This window comes from Streptomyces xylophagus (assembly GCF_000716435.1).
In the GTDB taxonomy this organism is placed as follows: domain Bacteria; phylum Actinomycetota; class Actinomycetes; order Streptomycetales; family Streptomycetaceae; genus Streptomyces; species Streptomyces xylophagus.
In genome coordinates this window covers 17,122-34,151 of the sequence record NZ_JNWO01000049.1, presented here as the reverse complement: position 1 = coordinate 34,151, position 17,030 = coordinate 17,122, and the positions used below count along the sequence as shown (strand labels likewise).

The 17,030-nt window shown below is 69.8% G+C and carries 10 protein-coding genes; 3 read left to right on the top strand and 7 right to left on the bottom strand.

Annotated elements, in window-relative coordinates:
- Positions 1 to 119 precede the first annotated feature (119 nt).
- Together OO70_RS48770 and OO70_RS48765 are read right to left on the bottom strand one after the other, a co-directional pair.
- On the bottom strand, positions 120 to 2,219 hold the full coding sequence (locus OO70_RS48770; protein ID WP_043687567.1) for an alpha-1,4-glucan--maltose-1-phosphate maltosyltransferase: 2,100 nt from the start codon (positions 2,217 to 2,219) through the stop codon (positions 120 to 122).
- Positions 2,220 to 2,437: 218 nt separating this feature from the next.
- The gene (locus tag OO70_RS48765) at positions 2,438 to 3,661 is read right to left on the bottom strand and encodes a S8 family peptidase (RefSeq protein WP_043687564.1); all 1,224 of its coding nucleotides are present in this window, start codon (positions 3,659 to 3,661) and stop codon (positions 2,438 to 2,440) included.
- 298 nt (positions 3,662 to 3,959) lie between these two features.
- Between OO70_RS48765 and OO70_RS48760 the strand changes: the two genes are divergently transcribed.
- Positions 3,960 to 6,578 (top strand): glycosyltransferase family 1 protein, encoded by a 2,619-nt coding sequence (locus tag OO70_RS48760; RefSeq protein WP_043687561.1) that lies wholly within the window; start codon positions 3,960 to 3,962, stop codon positions 6,576 to 6,578.
- A 138-nt stretch (positions 6,579 to 6,716) separates the two neighbouring features.
- On the opposite strand, the gene OO70_RS48755 is transcribed toward OO70_RS48760, so the two are convergent.
- The 3 genes from OO70_RS48755 to OO70_RS48745 all read right to left on the bottom strand — a co-directional run bounded on the left by OO70_RS48755 (position 6,717) and on the right by OO70_RS48745 (position 11,251).
- Positions 6,717 to 7,226, bottom strand: coding sequence for a DUF1990 family protein (locus OO70_RS48755; protein ID WP_043687558.1), 510 nt, complete (start codon positions 7,224 to 7,226; stop codon positions 6,717 to 6,719).
- Between the two features lie 82 nt (positions 7,227 to 7,308).
- On the bottom strand, positions 7,309 to 8,964 hold the full coding sequence (locus OO70_RS48750; protein ID WP_043687557.1) for a M4 family metallopeptidase: 1,656 nt from the start codon (positions 8,962 to 8,964) through the stop codon (positions 7,309 to 7,311).
- Positions 8,965 to 9,220: 256 nt separating this feature from the next.
- Positions 9,221 to 11,251, bottom strand: coding sequence for a M4 family metallopeptidase (locus OO70_RS48745; RefSeq protein ID WP_043687555.1), 2,031 nt, complete (start codon positions 11,249 to 11,251; stop codon positions 9,221 to 9,223).
- Positions 11,252 to 11,592: 341 nt separating this feature from the next.
- Between OO70_RS48745 and OO70_RS48740 the strand changes: the two genes are divergently transcribed.
- Together OO70_RS48740 and OO70_RS48735 are read left to right on the top strand one after the other, a co-directional pair.
- Positions 11,593 to 13,023: an ammonium transporter gene (locus tag OO70_RS48740; protein ID WP_051742429.1), complete on the top strand. Its 1,431-nt coding sequence runs from the start codon at positions 11,593 to 11,595 to the stop codon at positions 13,021 to 13,023.
- A 24-nt stretch (positions 13,024 to 13,047) separates the two neighbouring features.
- Entirely contained in the window at positions 13,048 to 13,383 is a 336-nt protein-coding gene (locus OO70_RS48735) for a P-II family nitrogen regulator (protein WP_043687554.1), read from the top strand.
- A 102-nt stretch (positions 13,384 to 13,485) separates the two neighbouring features.
- Here the strand turns inward: OO70_RS48735 and OO70_RS48730 are convergent, their stop codons facing one another.
- Positions 13,486 to 15,252 (bottom strand): ABC transporter ATP-binding protein, encoded by a 1,767-nt coding sequence (locus OO70_RS48730; protein ID WP_043687551.1) that lies wholly within the window; start codon positions 15,250 to 15,252, stop codon positions 13,486 to 13,488.
- Positions 15,249 to 16,961 (bottom strand): ABC transporter transmembrane domain-containing protein, encoded by a 1,713-nt coding sequence (locus tag OO70_RS48725; protein ID WP_043687548.1) that lies wholly within the window; start codon positions 16,959 to 16,961, stop codon positions 15,249 to 15,251. Before OO70_RS48725 ends, OO70_RS48730 begins: the two co-directional genes overlap by 4 nt.
- Positions 16,962 to 17,030: the final 69 nt, after the last annotated feature.

Here is a 17,030-nt window from a genome sequence, read left to right as displayed (position 1 = left end):
GTTGCTGTCCTGGAAGGAGCGGACCAGGACCTCGTAGAAGACGGCGCGTTTGAACCACTCGGGGTCCCGGTCCTTGGCGGGAGTGTCCTCGAAGGTGTCCGGGACGGGCTCGTTGACGATCATATTGTGGGTGACCCTCCGATCTGCGGGGACGGTCGCAGGACGGTGAGGATGTGTGCGGGCCGGTTACCCGGTTCCAGGCGCACATAGTTGGCCCTGCCCCAGTGATAGGTCTCGCCGGTGAGCTCGTCGCGCACCGGCACCGACTCGTGCCATTCCAGGCCGAGTTGCGGCATGTCCAACGAGACCGTGGCCTCCTGGGTGTGGTGCGGGTCGAGGTTGACGACCACCAGAACCGTGTTCGAACCGCTCCGCTTCGAGTACGCGATCACCGCCTCCTGATCCACCTCGTGGAAGTGGAGGTCGCGCAACTGCCGCAGCGCCGGGCTGCGGCGCCGGATGTCGTTCAGTTTGCCCAGCAATGGCGCGATGCTACGTCCTTCTCGCTCGGCCGACACCCAGTCGCGGGGACGGAGTTGGTACTTCTCCGAGTCGAGATACTCCTCGCTGCCCGGCCGCAACGGCGTGTTCTCACACAACTCATACCCGCTGTACACCCCCCACGTCGGCGCGAGCGTCGCCGCGAGCACCGCCCGCAGTTCGAAGGCGGGCCGGCCGCCGTCCTGGAGGAACTCGTGCAGGATGTCCGGGGTGTTCACGAACAGGTTCGGCCGCATGTACGCCGCCGCCTTACCGGACAACTCGCTCAAATACTCGGTGAGTTCCCGCTTGGTGTTGCGCCAGGTGAAGTAGGTGTACGACTGCTGGAAGCCGACCTGTGCGAGGGTGGCCATCATCGCGGGCCGGGTGAACGCCTCCGCCAGGAAGATCACGTCCGGGTCGGGGCCGTTGATCTCGGCGATGACCCGCTCCCAGAACACGACCGGCTTGGTGTGCGGGTTGTCGACGCGGAAGATCCGTACCCCGTGGTCCATCCAGTGCCGCAGCACCCGGACGGTCTCGGTGATCAGGCCGTCCAGGTCCCGGTCGAAGGCGATCGGGTAGATGTCCTGGTACTTCTTCGGCGGGTTCTCCGCGTACGCGATCGTCCCGTCGGGGCGATGGTGGAACCACTCCGGGTGCTTGTCCACCCACGGATGGTCCGGCGAGCACTGCAGCGCGAAGTCCAGCGCGATCTCCAGACCCAGCTCACCGGCCCGCGCGACGAACGCGTCGAAGTCCTCCAGCGTGCCCAGCTGCGGATGGATCGCGTCGTGGCCACCCTCCGGCGAGCCGATCGCCCACGGGACACCGACGTCCTCGCGCCCGGCGGACAGGGTGTTGTTCGGGCCCTTGCGGAACGTGGTCCCGATGGGGTGGATCGGCGGCAGGTACACGACGTCGAAGCCCATCGCGGCAATACCGGGCAGCCGTTTCGCCGCTGTACGGAACGTGCCATGGGGCTGGGCCGCGGTCCCCTCGGAGCGGGGGAAGAACTCGTACCACGCGCCGTAGAGTGCCCGCTCCCGCTCGACCAGCAGCGGCCTCGGTTCAGAAGCGGTGACCAGTTCCCGCAGGGGATACCGGGCCAGGATCTCGTCCACCTCCGGCGTCAGCGCGGCGGCGAGGCGGGACGCGGCCGGGCGGGTCTCGTCGCGGAGGGCGGTGACGGCGGCGCGGAGGACGGGCCGCAGGCCCTTGCCCTTCGGCACCCCGGCGATGGCACGCTCGTAGAGCCGCGCGCCCTCCTCCAGGACCAGGTCCGTGTCCATGCCGGCCGGGATCTTGATCCCCGCGTGGTGGCGCCAGGTGGAGACCGGATCGCTCCAGGCCTCCACGGTGTAGGTCCACCGGCCGGGTGCGCCGGGCGTGACGGTGGCGCCCCAGCGGTCGGTGCCCGGGGCGAGTTCCCGCATGGGGGTCCAGGGGCCCGGGAGGCCGTCCGGATCGTAGAGGACGGCGTTGGCGGCGACCGCGTCGTGGCCCTCGCGGAACACGATGGCCGAGACCTCGAACGCCTCACCGGTGACCGCCTTGGCGGACCGGTGGCCGTGCTGGACGACCGGCCGGACATCGAGGACGGGGATGCGTCCGATGCCGGGAGGTGTGCCGTCCGCGGAGGGTGGCTCCGGGGCGGGTGGTGCCGTGCCGGCGGGGCGCACGGGGGGCGTGGCCGTGCCGGATGTCGGGGGTGCTGACGAGTGGTGCGTGGCGGGCATGACCGCTCCTGTCCGCGTCAACGTGGGTGTGGGCGGATGGATGTGGGGAGGTGGGTCCTGCGAAGGAGATCCCGTGCTGCGTCTGGGGGTGTACCGGTGGAGCCTTCCCACCCTATTCCGGTTGGCAATCCGGCAGGTTGCCAACTACTTACGCGCAGGTCTCCAGCAAAGATCCGGCCCCGTCCTGGGCGAACGGGGCCGGAGCCGTCACTCCCGCCCTACGACGGCGGTACTTGCAGAAGTTTGTCCGGCGAACCGAGCCCTTCACCGGACACCTTGCCGGAAACCGCCCCCGCGACGAGTGCCTTGGATACTTGTGCCGGGGTGGCGCGCGGGTGATCGGCGAGGTAGACCGCCGCCGCGCCCGCCGCGTGCGGTGACGCCATCGACGTACCGGAGAAAGTGGCCTTCCCCGTGTCGCTGGCGTACGACGCGGAGGTGATCGAGACGCCCGGGGCGAACAGGTCGACGGACGGGCCGATGTTCGAGAAGCTCGCCCGTGCGTCGTTCCTGTCGGTGGCGCCGACCGTGATGGCCTCCTTCACGTCCGCCGGGGAGTACAGGCCGGCCGGCAGCCCGTCGTTGCCCGCGGCGACCGTGTACGTGACACCGGAGGCGATCGAGTTGCGTACGGCCGCGTCCAGCTGGGCGTTGTAATAGCCGCCCAGGCTGAGATTGGCCACCGCGGGTTTGTGCGCGTGCCGGGTGACCCAGTCGATACCCGCGATGACCTGCGAGGTCGTGCCGGCTCCGGTGTTGTCCAGGACCCGGACGGCGACCACCTTGGCCTTCTTGGCGACGCCGTACGTGGTGCCGGCGATCGTGCCGGCGACATGGGTGCCGTGGCCGTTGCCGTCCTGGGCGGTGGCGTCGTCGTCGACGAAGTCCCAGCCGTAGCTCGCCCGGCCGCCGAAGTCCTTGTGGGTGATCCGGATGCCGGTGTCGATCACGTACACCGTCACGCCGCTGCCCCCGGTGGCCGGCGAGGTGTAGCTCTTGTTCAGCGGCAGGCCCGGCTGGTCGAGGCGGTCCAGACCCCAGGACGGCGGGTTGCGCTGGACGCGGCTGCTGCTACGGCCGCTGCTGTCCACGGTGATCCGGGTGTCCTGGGCGACGGAGACGACCCGCGAGTCCGCCGCGAGAAGTCTCGCCTGTCTCTCGTTCGCCTCGATGGCGTAGCCGTTGAGGGCCGTGCCGTAGGTGTGGCTTATTTTCGCCCCGTACTTCTCGGCCAGGCCCTTTCCGGCGGCCGACGGAGCCTTTGTTCCCCCCTTGAGTGTCACCAGGTAGCTACCGCTGACGGAGCCGGGTTCACCGGCGCCGAGTATGGTCCCCTCCGGTGCGGCGTGCGCGGGCAGGGTGAGGGCCGAAAGCACCACGGCTGTGGTGACCGCGGTCAGTCCCCCCGCCCGGCGCAGACGCCGCGTGCGCGTCCGTGCCATGTCGAGTTCCCCTCCTCCAACTCTCCACTGCGCAGCCTCTCGTGAGGTGCGAAGCACCACAAGGGCGCATGAGGGGCCCTTTTCGGCACAGTCGGTCCCTCTTTGGCGCGGACCGGTTCCTTTTCAGCGCAGGTCGGCATCACTCAGCCCGTCCGGCGTTTGAGGACGAGGCCCCTTCAGGGCCGATGGGGGTCTGGGGGCAAAGCCCCCAGCGACGCCCACACCATCACCGGTACCTTCATCAGTAACGACGACACACACTGCCGTGTGTCATCCAGCGAAGCGCCGAGGTGGAGCTGTGAAGGCGATCCGTCGATTCACCGTCCGTCCCGTTCTCCCCGAACCCCTCCGACCTCTCAGTGATCTGGCGCGCAATCTGCGCTGGTCCTGGCATGCCGACACCCGTGATCTCTTCCAGTCCGTCGATCCCGAGCGCTGGGCCGCCTCGGAACGCGATCCCGTACGACTCCTCGGCAGCGTGTCGGCCGAGCGGCTCGCGGAGCTGGCCGGGGACAGCCGTTTCCTGCGCCGGCTCACCGAGGTCGCCGGTGATCTCGCCGACTACGTGGGCGGCGACCGCTGGTACCAGACCCATTCCGGTGAACTGCCCGCCGCCGTCGCCTACTTCTCACCCGAGTTCGGTGTCACGGCGGCCCTGCCGCAGTACTCCGGCGGCCTCGGCATCCTCGCCGGCGACCATCTCAAATCGGCCAGCGACCTCGGCGTACCGCTGATCGGCGTCGGACTCCTGTACCGCCACGGCTACTTCCGCCAGTCACTGTCGCGGGACGGCTGGCAGCAGGAGCACTATCCGGTCCTCGACCCGAACGAACTCCCGGTGGCACTGCTGCGGGAGGCCGACGGCTCCCCGGCGCAGGTCTCCCTGGCCCTGCCCGGCGGGCGTTCGCTGCGTGCCCGGATCTGGCTCGCGCAGGTCGGCCGGGTGCCGTTGCTGATGCTGGACTCCGACGTCGAGGAGAACGACCTCGGCGAGCGCGGGGTGACCGATGTCCTCTACGGCGGCGGCAGCGAACACCGGCTGCTCCAGGAGATGTTGCTCGGTATCGGCGGGGTGCGGGCGGTACGGACGTACTGCAGGCTGACCGGTCACCCCGAGCCCGAGGTGTTCCACACGAACGAGGGGCACGCGGGGTTCCTGGGCCTGGAGCGGATCGCCGAACTCTGCGACGCGGGGCTGGACTTCGACGCCGGCCTGGAGGCGGTGCGGGCGGGCACGGTGTTCACCACGCACACCCCCGTCCCCGCCGGAATCGACCGTTTCGACCGGGAGTTGGTGGCCACCCACTTCGGTCCCGGGGCCGAACTCCCGCGTATAGACGTCGGAAACATCCTGCGCCTGGGCATGGAGACCTATCCAGGCGGCGAACCCAACCTGTTCAACATGGCCGTGATGGGCCTGCGCCTGGGCCAACGGGCCAACGGCGTCTCCCTGTTGCACGGGCAGGTCAGCCGCGAGATGTTCTCGGGCCTGTGGCCGGGCTTCGACCCCGAGGAGGTGCCGATCACCTCCGTGACCAACGGGGTGCACGCGCCGACCTGGGTCGCCCCCGAGGTGTTCCGGCTCGGGGCGCGGCAGATCGGCGCCCAGCGCACCGAGGACGCGCTGACGGTGGGCGGTTCGGACCGCTGGGACGCGGTCGGGGAGATCCCGGACCAGGACATCTGGGAGCTGCGCCGCGATCTGCGCGAGCAACTGGTCGTGGAGGTGCGGGACCGTCTCCGCGCCTCCTGGCGTCAACGCGGCGCGGGATCGGCCGAGTTGGGCTGGATCGACGGCGTGCTCGACCCCGACGTGCTCACGATCGGCTTCGCGCGCCGGGTCCCGTCGTACAAACGCCTGACGCTGATGCTGCGCGACCGGGACCGGCTGATGGACCTCCTCCTGCACCCGGAGCGGCCGATCCAGATCGTGGTGGCGGGCAAGGCGCACCCGGCGGACGACGGCGGCAAGCGGCTGGTCCAGGAGCTGGTGAAGTTCGCGGACGACCCGCGCGTCCGGCATCGCATCGTCTTCCTCCCCGACTACGGCATGGCGATGGCGCAGAAGCTGTACCCCGGCTGCGACATCTGGCTCAACAACCCGCTCCGCCCGCTGGAGGCGTGCGGCACGAGCGGTATGAAGGCGGCGCTCAACGGCTGCCTCAACCTCTCGGTCCTGGACGGCTGGTGGGACGAGTGGTTCCAGCCCGACTTCGGCTGGGCCATCCCCACGGCGGACGGCACCGGCACGGATCTCGACCACCGGGACGACGTGGAGGCCTCGGCGCTCTACGACCTCCTCGAGCAACGCGTCACCCCGCGCTTCTACGAACGCGGCCAGGACGGTCTGCCCGACCGCTGGATCGCAATGGTCCGCCAGACGTTGACGTTGCTGGGCCCGAAGGTGCTGGCGGGGCGCATGGTCCGCGAGTACGTGGAGCGGCTGTACGCCCCGGCCGCGCATGCCCATCGCGCCATGACTCCGGACGCGGCCCGTGAACTGGCCGAGTGGAAGGGGCGGGTGCGCTCCGCTTGGCACGGGGTGACCGTCGACCACGTGGAGACTTCTGCGGCTACGGCCACTGCGGAGCTCGGTACGACGCTGAATCTCCGGGTGCGGGTGGGGCTGGGTGGGCTTGCTCCGGATGATGTGGAAGTGCAGGCGGTTTCGGGGCGCGTTGACCCGGAGGATCGGATCGGGGACGCGACGACGGTGCCCTTGAAGCCGGCGGGGGGTCCGGATTCGGAGGGGCACTGGTTGTACGAGGGGCCGCTTGCCCTTGATCGCACCGGGCCTTATGGGTACACGGTCCGGATTCTGCCTGCGCACCGACTGCTTGCGTCCAGTGCGGAGTTGGGGCTGGTGGCGGTGCCTTTGGAGGACGGGGTGGAAGGGGCCGGGGTGTTGATGCGGTAGTGGTGGAAGTCCGGTGCTTCGGCTGCGGGTCCGGTGGGGGCTGGTCGCGCCCACGCGGCGGAGCCGCAAATTGATACAGCCCCGCGCCCCTAAAAACAAGGGGCGTTGTGCGCCGGCGCCGGACTTCCCTTGCCCCCTCTACACCTCCGAATACGGCGCGCACATCTGCCGCAGCGTGCTGCCGATCTTTCGTGCGTACGCGTGCTGCAAGCCCCTCGTCGCCGGGCCGCCCAGGCGGGCGTACCACTTCGCGCCGCGGCTGAAAGCCGACACCGTCAGCCAGACCGTGCCGTCGCCCGTGCGGTCGACCACGAAGGCCTCCTCGCCGCATTCGGGGTGGCCGGGGAGGGTGCCGTAGGCCCAGCCGGACCTGCGGTGTTCCTCTACCGTCCAGACGATGCGGCAGGGGGCCTTGATCAGGCCGGCGAGAGTGACCGTCACGTCTACGCCGGGGGCCGCTTTTTCGGCGCTCGCCTCGATGCCTACGCCCATCTCGCGGTGCAGTTCCCAGGTCAGGACCGCTTCGGACGCCCGGCGGAAGACCTTCTCGCCCTCGCCGATCCGCGTGCGCACATACAGGGGGTGGAAGCCCGGGGGGCAGAAGCCGCGTTCGCGGGTCGCGCCGACGTCGTCGTACGTGAAGGACATGGAACCCAAGAGTAGGGCGGTACCCGGAGATGCCTTCGCTCCGGGTACCGCCCTTACCGCTTGGCTGTCAACTCGACTGTCGTCAGCTGACGTTGACCGCCGACCAGGCCGCTGCCACCGCGTTGTACTCGGTGGAGCCGGAGCCGTAGAGGGCCGCCGCCGCGGACAGGGTGCCGGTGCGGGCGCCCGCGTACTTGGTGGTCGACGTGAAGTACGTCGTCAGGGCCTTGTACCAGATCTGGAGCGCCTTGGCGCGGCCGATGCCGGTGACCGTGGAGCCGTTGGACGTGGGCGAGTTGTAGCTCACGCCGTTGATCGTCTTCGCGCCGCTGCCCTCGGACAGGAGGTAGAAGAAGTGGTTGGCGACACCCGACGAGTAGTGCACGTCGAGGTTGCCGACCGAGGAGGACCAGTAGTTGGCGGAGCCGCCGTCCTTGCTGGGCTGGTCCATGTAGCGCAGCGGGGAGCCGTCGCCGTTGATGTCGATCTTCTCGCCGATGAGGTAGTCACCCACGTCGGACGAGTTGTTGGCGTAGAACTCCACGCCGGTGCCGAAGATGTCCGAGGTCGCCTCGTTCAGGCCGCCGGACTCGCCCGAGTAGTTCAGGCCCGCGGTGTTGGCGGTGACGCCGTGGCTCATCTCGTGGCCGGCCACGTCCAGCGAGGTCAGCGGGTGGGTGTTGCCCGAACCGTCGCCGTACGTCATGCAGAAGCAGCTGTCGTCCCAGAACGCGTTCACGTACGAACTGCCGTAGTGGACACGGGAGTAGGCGCCGACACCGTTGTTCTTGATGCCGCTGCGCCCGAACGTGTCCTTGTAGAAGTCCCACGTCTCCTGGGCGCCGTAGGCGGCGTCCGCTGCGGCGGTCACGTCGGTGGTGGAGCTGGAGGCGGCGCCGGTGCCCCACGTGTTGGTGGTGTTGGTGAACAGGGTGCCGGTGCCGGACGTGCCGTGCTTCAGGTTGTACGTCTTGTGGCTGCCGCGCGAGGCGTCGGTCAGCGAGTACGTCGTGCCCGACAGCGTGGTGGTGAGGCTGACGGTGCCCGAGTACAGCGTCTTGCCGGTGCCGGTGGCGTTCTCGATGCCCTGGTACTCGAAGAGCTTCTTGCCGGTGGCCGCGTCGGTGATGACGTGCAGCTGGTTGGGGGTGCCGTCGTCCTGGAAGCCGCCGACGATCGTCTCGTAGGCGAGGACGGGGGTGGCGCCGCCGGCCCAGATGACCTTGCGGGCACCGTCGGCGGCGGTCTTGTCGGAGCCGGCGGCCTTGGCGATGGTCAGCGCCTGCTTCTCGGCCTTGGCGGTGGAGATCTTCGGCGTGACGGTGGCGACCTTGATGGTCGCCGAGTGCGCCTTGGTGACACCCTCGGTCTTGCCGGCCGGCGAGGTGTGGACGACCAGGTCGCCACCGAGCACCGGGAGGCCCGCGTAGGTGCGCTCGTAGCGGGTGTGGAGCGTGCCGTCGACGTCCTTGACGACGTCCTTGACGACCAGCTTCTCCTTGGTGCCGAGGCCTATCTGCTGGGCGGTCTCGGTCGCGGCGGCCTGCTTCTCCTGGACCAGCGCGACGCGCGCGGAGTTGGAGAGCAGCTGCGGGGCCGCGGCCAGGGGGGCCGCCTTGCCCGCGGCGGGCTGGGCGGAGGCACCGGTGGTCACTCCGGTGGCGAGCAGGGCTCCGGCGGCGACCGCGGTGGCGATGGCCAGGGTGGTGCGCTTGTGACGCGCGTAGAGGGGGGTCACGCAAGCTCCTCTGTGGGGGAGTCCGGACGGCGTGGGGTTACCGACCGGAGCGATGTGAATTGGCTGTGCTGAAGCGGCGTGAGGGAAGAGTGGCATCAGGGGCGCGTACATGTCAGGACCCCCAAGTGATGTTGGCCGAAAATCGACTGTCCGGTGAACGTTGCGGCAATGTAAACGTCCACAACAGGGCGCCGCCCCGGAGTTGAAACCCCGAGACGGCGCCATGTTTGTGCGGCCTGAAGTGGACGGCTGGTTTTTACGGGAACGTAAGCTTCCAGCTGTTGATGTAGCCGGTGTCCTGTGCCGCCACGTCCTGGACCTTCAACTTCCAGACGCCGTTGGCGACTTCGGAGGACGCGTCGACCGTGTAGGTCGCCTGCACGTTGTCCGCCGAGTCGGACGAGCTGGAGTTCTTCAGGCGGTACGTCGACCCGTCCGGAGCCACCAGGTCGATCACCAGGTCGCCGCGCCAGGTGTGCACGATGTCGACCGCGACCGCGAGGTTCGTCGGGGCGTTGCCCGTCCGCCCGGACACGGTGACCGAGGACGTGACTGCCGCCCCGTTGTCCGGAATCGACACGTCGGCCGTGTTCTCGAACGACGTACCGCCGCCACCGCCGCCGCCACCGGAGCGCGCACCGACCGCGACGGCCGCCCACGCGTCCTGCACCGCCTTGTACTCGGCGCCCGTCGTGCCGTACAGCTCACCGGCCGCCGCGAGCGTCCCGGTGCGGGCCGCCGCGTAGTTGGTGGTGGACGTGAACTTCGTGGTGAGCGCGCGGTACCAGATCTGGTCGGCCTTGTCCCGGCCGATGCCGGTGACCGGAAGGCCGTCCGAGGTGGGCGAGTTGTAGCTGACGCCGTTGATGACCTTGGCGCCGCTGCCCTCGCTCAGCAGGTAGAAGAAGTGGTTGGCCACACCCGACGAGTAGTGCACGTCGAGGTTGCCGACACCCGAGTACCAACTGTCCGCGCTGCCGCCGTCCTTGCTCGGCTTGTCCATGTAACGCAGCGGCGTGCCGTCGCCGTTGATGTCGATCTTCTCGCCGATGAGGTAGTCGCCCACGTCGGTCGAGTTGTTGGCGTAGAACTCGACGGAGGTCCCGAAGATGTCGGAGGTCGCCTCGTTCAACCCGCCGGACTCACCGCTGTAGTTGAGGCCCGCGGTCGCCGCCGTGACGCCGTGCGACATCTCGTGGCCCGCCACGTCGAGGGCCGTCAGCGGGTCCGCGTTGCCGGAACCGTCGCCGTACGTCATGCAGAAGCAGCTGTCGTCCCAGAACGCGTTGACGTACGAATTCCCGTAGTGGACACGGGAGTAGGCGCCGACGCCGTTGTTCTTGATGCCGCTGCGCCCGAACGTGTTCTTGTAGAAGTCCCAGGTCTCCGCCGCGCCGTAGTGCGCGTCGGCGCCGGCCGTCGCCGCGTTCGACGTGGTGCCGTTGCCCCAGGTGTTGCTGGTCTGGGAGAACAGCGTGCCGGTGCCCGAGGTGCCGTGGTTCAGGTTGTACGTCTTGTGGCCGCCGCGGTCGCCGTCGGTCAGGTTGTAGTTGGAGCCCGACTGGGTCGTCGTCAGCGAGACCGCGCCGCTGTACTGGGTGTTGCCGGTGCCGGTGGCGTTCTCGATGCCCTGGTACTCGTACAGCTTCTTGCCGGTGGCCGCGTCGGTGATGACGTGCAGCTGGTTCGGGGTGCCGTCGTCCTGGAGACCGCCGACGACCGTCTCGTAGGCGAGAACCGGCTTGCCGCTCGCCGCCCAGATCACCTTGCGGGCCGAGTCGGCGGCCGACTTGGTGGAGCCGAGGGCCTTGGCGCGGGAGACGGCCTGCTTCTCGGCCGCCGCCGTCGCGACGCTCGGGGTGAGGTCGGCGACCTTGATGGTGGCGTTGGTCGCCTTGATGACGCGCTCGGTCGCGCCCGACTTGGCGGTGTCGACGACCAAGTCGCCACCGAGGACGGGGAGTCCGGCGTAGGTGCGCTCGTAGCGGGTGTGGACCGTGCCGTCGGCGTCCTTGATGACGTCACGGGCGACGAGCGCTTCCTTGGCGCCGAGGCCGATGTCCTTGGCGGTGCTGGTCCGCGCCGACTCGGCGTCGCGGAGCAGCTCGGCGCGCTGCGAGGGGGAGAGCGAGAGGGCCATGTGCGCCGGATTCCCCTTGCTGGCAAGGGGTTTGGCCGGAGCGGCGGAGGAGGTCGCGCCGGCCTGGACGGCTGCGGCGAGCAGAGCGGTGACGCCGGCTACGGCGACTATGTGGGAGGTGCGTCTGCGCGAGGAATTGCTTCTCAACACTGACTCCTTCAGGACGGTCGCGGATCGCGCGACCAGGGGAGATCACAGGGATCACAGGAGTGAAGCTGTGGGGTTGCTGTGAAGCGCCAGTGGGAAGAGTGGCAGCAGCCCGCGCTTTCTGTCAGGAGCGCGTCAGGAAGTTGGCCGGAATTCGTTCGTTGTCCGGATGTTCATGTCCGCTATACGGAGCGCCACTTGACGAATCTTTGACCGTGAACAGAAATTTTCCCGGCCGACATGCCCCCGGAACCAACCCGAAAAAGATCCGGCACGATCCTGCCGTTCAAACCGGCGGTCCTGCCGGACCGCCGCTCCCACGAGGGGAGTTGACGGTTGCAGTGATTCCTTATCCCAACTGGCTGGACGCGGGCGACAACGCCTGGCAGCTCGTCGCGGCGACACTCGTCGGCCTGATGAGCATCCCCGGCATCGCGATCCTCTACGGCGGCCTGGTCCAGCGCAAATGGGTCGTGAACACCATGTTCATGGCCTTCACCGGCTTCTCGCTGGTCCTGGTCGGCTGGGTCCTCTGGGAGTTCAAGATGGGGTTCGGCGAACCCCTGGACTCCCACTGGCCCGGCATCCTCGGCGCGTTCGTCGGCCGGCCCGGCACCATCGTCGGTTCGGCGAGCGAACAACAACAGGCGTGGATACCGCTCGTCAACGGCAACGACCTGATGCCGAGCTTCCACTTCCCGCAGGCCACGCTCGCCTACTTCCACTTCGCGTTCGCGGCGATCACCCCGCTCCTGTTCATGGGCAGCGTGATCGGCCGTATGAACATCCGCGCATGGCTGCTCTTCGTCCCGCTCTGGTCGACCCTGGTCTACACGGTCAACGCCTTCCTGCTCTGGGGCGGCGGCTGGTGGGCGGCCAAGGGCGCGCTCGACTACTCCGGCGGCTACGTCATCCACCTGGCCGCGGGCACCTCGGGCTTCGTAGCGGCGGCGGTGATAGGTCCCCGTCTCGCCCGTGACCGCGCCCACGGCGTGCCCAACAACCTCCCCATGGTCGCCGTCGGCGCGGGCATCCTCTGGCTCGGCTGGAACGGCTTCAACGGCGGCGACATGTACTTCGGCGGCCACAACGCGGCCCTCGCGGTCCTCAACACCAATCTCTGTACGGCAGTTGCCCTGCTGGTGTGGGTCTTCTGGGACATGTTCGTCGGCCCGCAGCGCAAACCGACCTTCCTCGGCGGCATCAACGGCATGATCGTCGGCCTGGTCGCGATCACCCCGGCGGCCGGCTTCGTCACCGGGATCGGCGCGATCTACATCGGCATCATCGCCTCGTCGATCGTCTGGCTGGCCTGGAACTACCTCTCCAAGGTCCCGCCGTTCAACAAGGTCGACGACGCGCTCGGCGTCGTCTACACCCACGGCATCGCGGGCCTCGCCGGCGGCATGCTCGTCGGCATCTTCGCCGACCCGGCGGTGGCGGTGTACCTCAACAAGGACGGCTCCACCGCCTGGTCCACCAGCGGCTGGCTCTACGGCAACTTCGACCAGCTCTGGAAACAGGCGGGTTCGGCCGGGACGGTCATCCTCTACGACGCCGTGATGACCTTCCTCATCCTCAAGGCGATCGGCCTGTTCGTGAAACTCCGGGCGCCGGACGAGGTGTTGGAGAGCGGCGACCTCGCGGTCCACGACGAGGAGGCGTATCCGACGGAGTCGGCGGTGACGTCGACGCCGGAACCGGTGGCGGTGGCTTCTGCGTCAGCACCGGCCCCGGCCGCGGAGAAGGCCAAGGAACCGGACTCGACCTGAAATGGCCGGAGTTGAGGACGACCCGTGAAACTCGTCACCGCGGTCCTCCCGCCCCACCGCGTCCCGGACGTCATGAAGGCGCTTCAGTCGTTCGGGGTGCGGGGAGTGACCGTGACCGAGGTGCGGGCCTACGAGCCCCGGACGGTCCGGGTGGAGGTCTACCGGGGCAGCGAGTACCGGGTGAACCTGGCCCCGCGGCTCCGGCTCGACATCCTCACCCTCGACTTCGACGCGACCGATCTCGTCCGCGTCATCCGCGCCGCGGGCGCCCGCGGCACGGGCGGCGGCACGGTGTGGGTGACTCCTGTGGAGGAGGTGGTGCGGATCAGGACGCGGGAGCGGGGGCCGGACGCGGTGTGAGCTTCGCTGGATGCGGTTCGTCGACTGCGGCCCGGTGGGGGCTGGTCGCGCAGTTCCCCGCGCCCCTTCGGGGCGCTGATCCGCACCGGGCCTCAGTGAAGCTCACCTGCTCTCCCCGTGCCACGAGTGCCACAGCGCCGCATACGCACCCCCCGCCGTCACCAGCTCCTCGTGCGGCCCGAGTTCGGTCAGCAGCCCGTTCTCCATCACCGCCACCCGGTCCGCGTCATGCGCGGTGTGGAGACGGTGGGCAATGGCAATCACGGTGCGGCCCTCCAGCACGGCGGCCAGCGCACGCTCGGTGTGACGGGCGGTGGCCGGGTCCAGGAGGGCCGTCGCCTCGTCCAGGATCAGAGTGTGCGGGTCGGCCAACACCACGCGGGCCAGGGCGAGTTGCTGGGCCTGGGAGCCGTCCGTGGCCCGACCGTCCGCACCCAGCGGGGTGTTGAGACCGTCCGGCAGCTCCCGTACCCACTCCTCCGCACCGACCGCCGTCAGGGCCGCCCACAACTCCTCGTCCGTGGCGGCCGGTTCGGCGATCAGGAGGTTGTCGCGGACCGAGCCCAGGAACACGTGGTGCTCCTGGGTGACCAGCACGACCTGGCGGCGCAGCGTCTCCGGTGCCAGCCCGTGGACCGGCACACCGCCGACGGTCACCGTGCCCTCGGTCGGCGCGTCGACGCCCGCGAGCAGTCGGCTCAGGGTGGTCTTCCCGGCGCCGGACGGGCCGACGACCGCGAGCCGTTCGCCCGGCCGTACGGTCAGGTCGACGCCGTGCAGCACCTCGCCGCCGCGCTCGTAGGCGTACCGCACGCCGGTCACGTCGATCCGGTCGTCCGCCGGGGTCGGGGCATCGCCGTCGCCCTCCGCGCGGGGCGCCCGGGCCAGCCCCTCCACCCGGGCGAACGAGGCGCCGCTGCTCTGGAGTTGCTCGATCCGCATCAGGATCTGGTCCAGGGGATCGGCGAACTGCCGCAGATACAGCGCCGCAGCCACCACCGCACCCAAGCCCACCGCCCCACGCCCGTGCAGCCACCCGCCCACGAGCAGTACGCCCGCCACCGGGATGGTGTACGACACCTCGACCGCCGGGAAGAACACGGTCCGCAGATACAGCGTGTACAGCCGGCTCCGCAAAGCCGTTCGCAGCGTGTCGCGGCTCGCGGCGACCCGCCGCTCCTGGAGCCGGAACGCCTCCACCGTGCGCGCCCCGGACGCGGTCGCCGTGAGGATCTCGGCGACCTCCGAATTGGCCGCGCCCTCCGCGAGATAGCCGTCCCGGGCCCGCCGCAGATACCAGCGCAGCGCGAACCAGATCGGCGTCAGACCCAGCACCCCGAACAGGCCGAGCAGCGGGTCGAGCGCGAACACCGCGCCCATCACGAACAGCGCCTGCACGAAGTTGACCAGCAGATCGGGCCCGACGTCCCGCAGGGTCGTGCCCACGATGCCCACGTCCGCCGTACCGCGTGCGGTCAGGTCGCCCGTCCCGGCCCGCTCCACCACCGACGCGGGCAGCGCCAGCGCCCGGTCGACGAAGTCCTCCCGCACCCGGGCCAGCGTGCGCTCCCCGAACCGGTGTCCCACGTACCGCGCCCAGCGCGCCAGCAGCAACTGGGCCAGCGAGCACACCACGATGACAAGGGCCAGCCGGTCGACAGCCCCCACCCCGGCCCCGGCCCGCACCTCGTCCACGATCCGCCCGAGCAGCCAGGGCCCGGCCAGCCCGACCCCGGCGGCCAGCGCGTTCACCACCAGCACGACGACGAACGCCCGCCGGTCGGCCCGCACCAGCCGCAGCGCTGCCCGCCGCACGTCGGCCCGTTCGGCGACGGGCAGTTGCCCCTTGGAAGACGTGGACGACGTCACCGTACGATCTCCTCCGCGTCCGTGTCCCGGGCAACCAGCGCGCGGTAGCCGGGCTCGTAGTCCAGTAGCCCGCGGTGTGTGCCGCTGGCCGCGACCTTGCCGTCGACCAGGTAGTGCACGGTGTCCGCCCGGTCGAGGACCAGCGGGGACGTCGTGGTGACCACCGTCGTACGGCCCGTGCGCTCCGCGTGCAGCCGCCGCGCGACCACCGCCTCTGTGTGGGCGTCGAGGGCCGAGGTCGGCTCCACCGCGAGCAGCACCTCCGGCTCGGCGAGCAACGCCCGTACCAGCCGCACCCGTTGACGTTGTCCCCCGGAGAGACTGCGCCCCTGGGCGGCCACCGCCGAGTCCAACCCCTCCGGCAGCCCCTGCACGATGTCGTCGGCGGCGCACGCGTGCACGGCTTTCGCCAGCGCCTCCGCCGACCGCTCCCGGCGCCCGGCCACCACCTCCCGCAGCGAACCGGCGAACAGGTCGGCCTCGTTGTCGGCGACCAGGATCCGCGCCCGCACCTCGGCCAGCGGAACCGCGTCCAGTCGCACCCCGCCCCAGGTCGCCACGGACGGCGCGTACCGGCCGAGCCGGTCCACCACGCCCAACGCGTCCCCGGGCCGCGCCCCGACCAACGCCGTCAGCCGCCCCGGCAGCACCCGCACCCCCGAGTCCGGATCGTGCAACACGGCCGGTTCGGCGGGCGCGGCCGACGTCCCGGTGTCCGGCACGGGCTCCAACCGCAGCAGCGCTACGACCCTCCGCGCGGCCACCACGCCCCGGCTGAGCTCGTAGACCATCTGGACGAAGAAGGCCACCGGGCCGATCAGAACGGCCACATAGCCGTACACGGCGACCAACTCGCCGATGCTGAGCCGCCCTTGGGCCGCCAGCCGGGCCGCGAGCCAGGTCACCACGGCGAGGAACAGCGTCGGCAGCCCGAGACCGATCGCCTGCACCCAGCTGGCCACCGCGCCCACCCGGTAGCCCTGTACGCGCAGCCGCTGCGAGTCGCGCCGGAACGCGTCCGCGAACAACCCTTTGCCGCCCAGGCCGTTGAGGACACGCAGACCGCCCGCGAGATCGCCGATGCGCGCGGTCAGCACGCTCTGCCGCTCGCGGTACTCCGTCTCCACACTCTGCAGGCGCATCGTCAACGGCCCCGCGAGCAGCGCGATCACCGGCACACCGAGCAGTACTACGGCGGCCAGCGGCGCCGAGATCGACAGCAGCACGCCGGCGACGACGCCGTAGACGACGAGGGCGCCGAAGCCGGGGCCGACGACCGTCAGGGACTGGGCGATCGTCCACACGTCGCCGACGCCGATCGTGATGACCTCACCGGCCCGTGCGCGGCGCGACAGCACCGCGCCGAGGCGGACCGCCTGCCCGACGATCAGTTTCACCGTGCGGAAGTTGGCGTCGATCCGCACCCGGGTCATCGTGCGGTGGCGCATGATGCTCAGCCACGAGTTGACCGCGCCGACCACGAACAGCACCCCGGTCCACCAGGCCAGCGTGCCCAGATGCCCCGGCACCAGCCCGTCGTCGACCGCCCGGGACATCAGATACGGCGCCGCCGCCATCAGCACCATCCACACGCTCGACAGCAGCGCGCCGGACACCGCCCGCCCGGGCTGCCGCAGCACCAGCCACCACAGGAACCGCCAGCCGCCCCGACAGTCGGGTGTCCCGGGATCCTCGTCCGCCTTGATCATGTGCCTCCTTGCCCGGGCTGCCGAGCGCGGGCAGCCGCGAGCGATCCTGGTGTGGTTGGAGGCATCGAA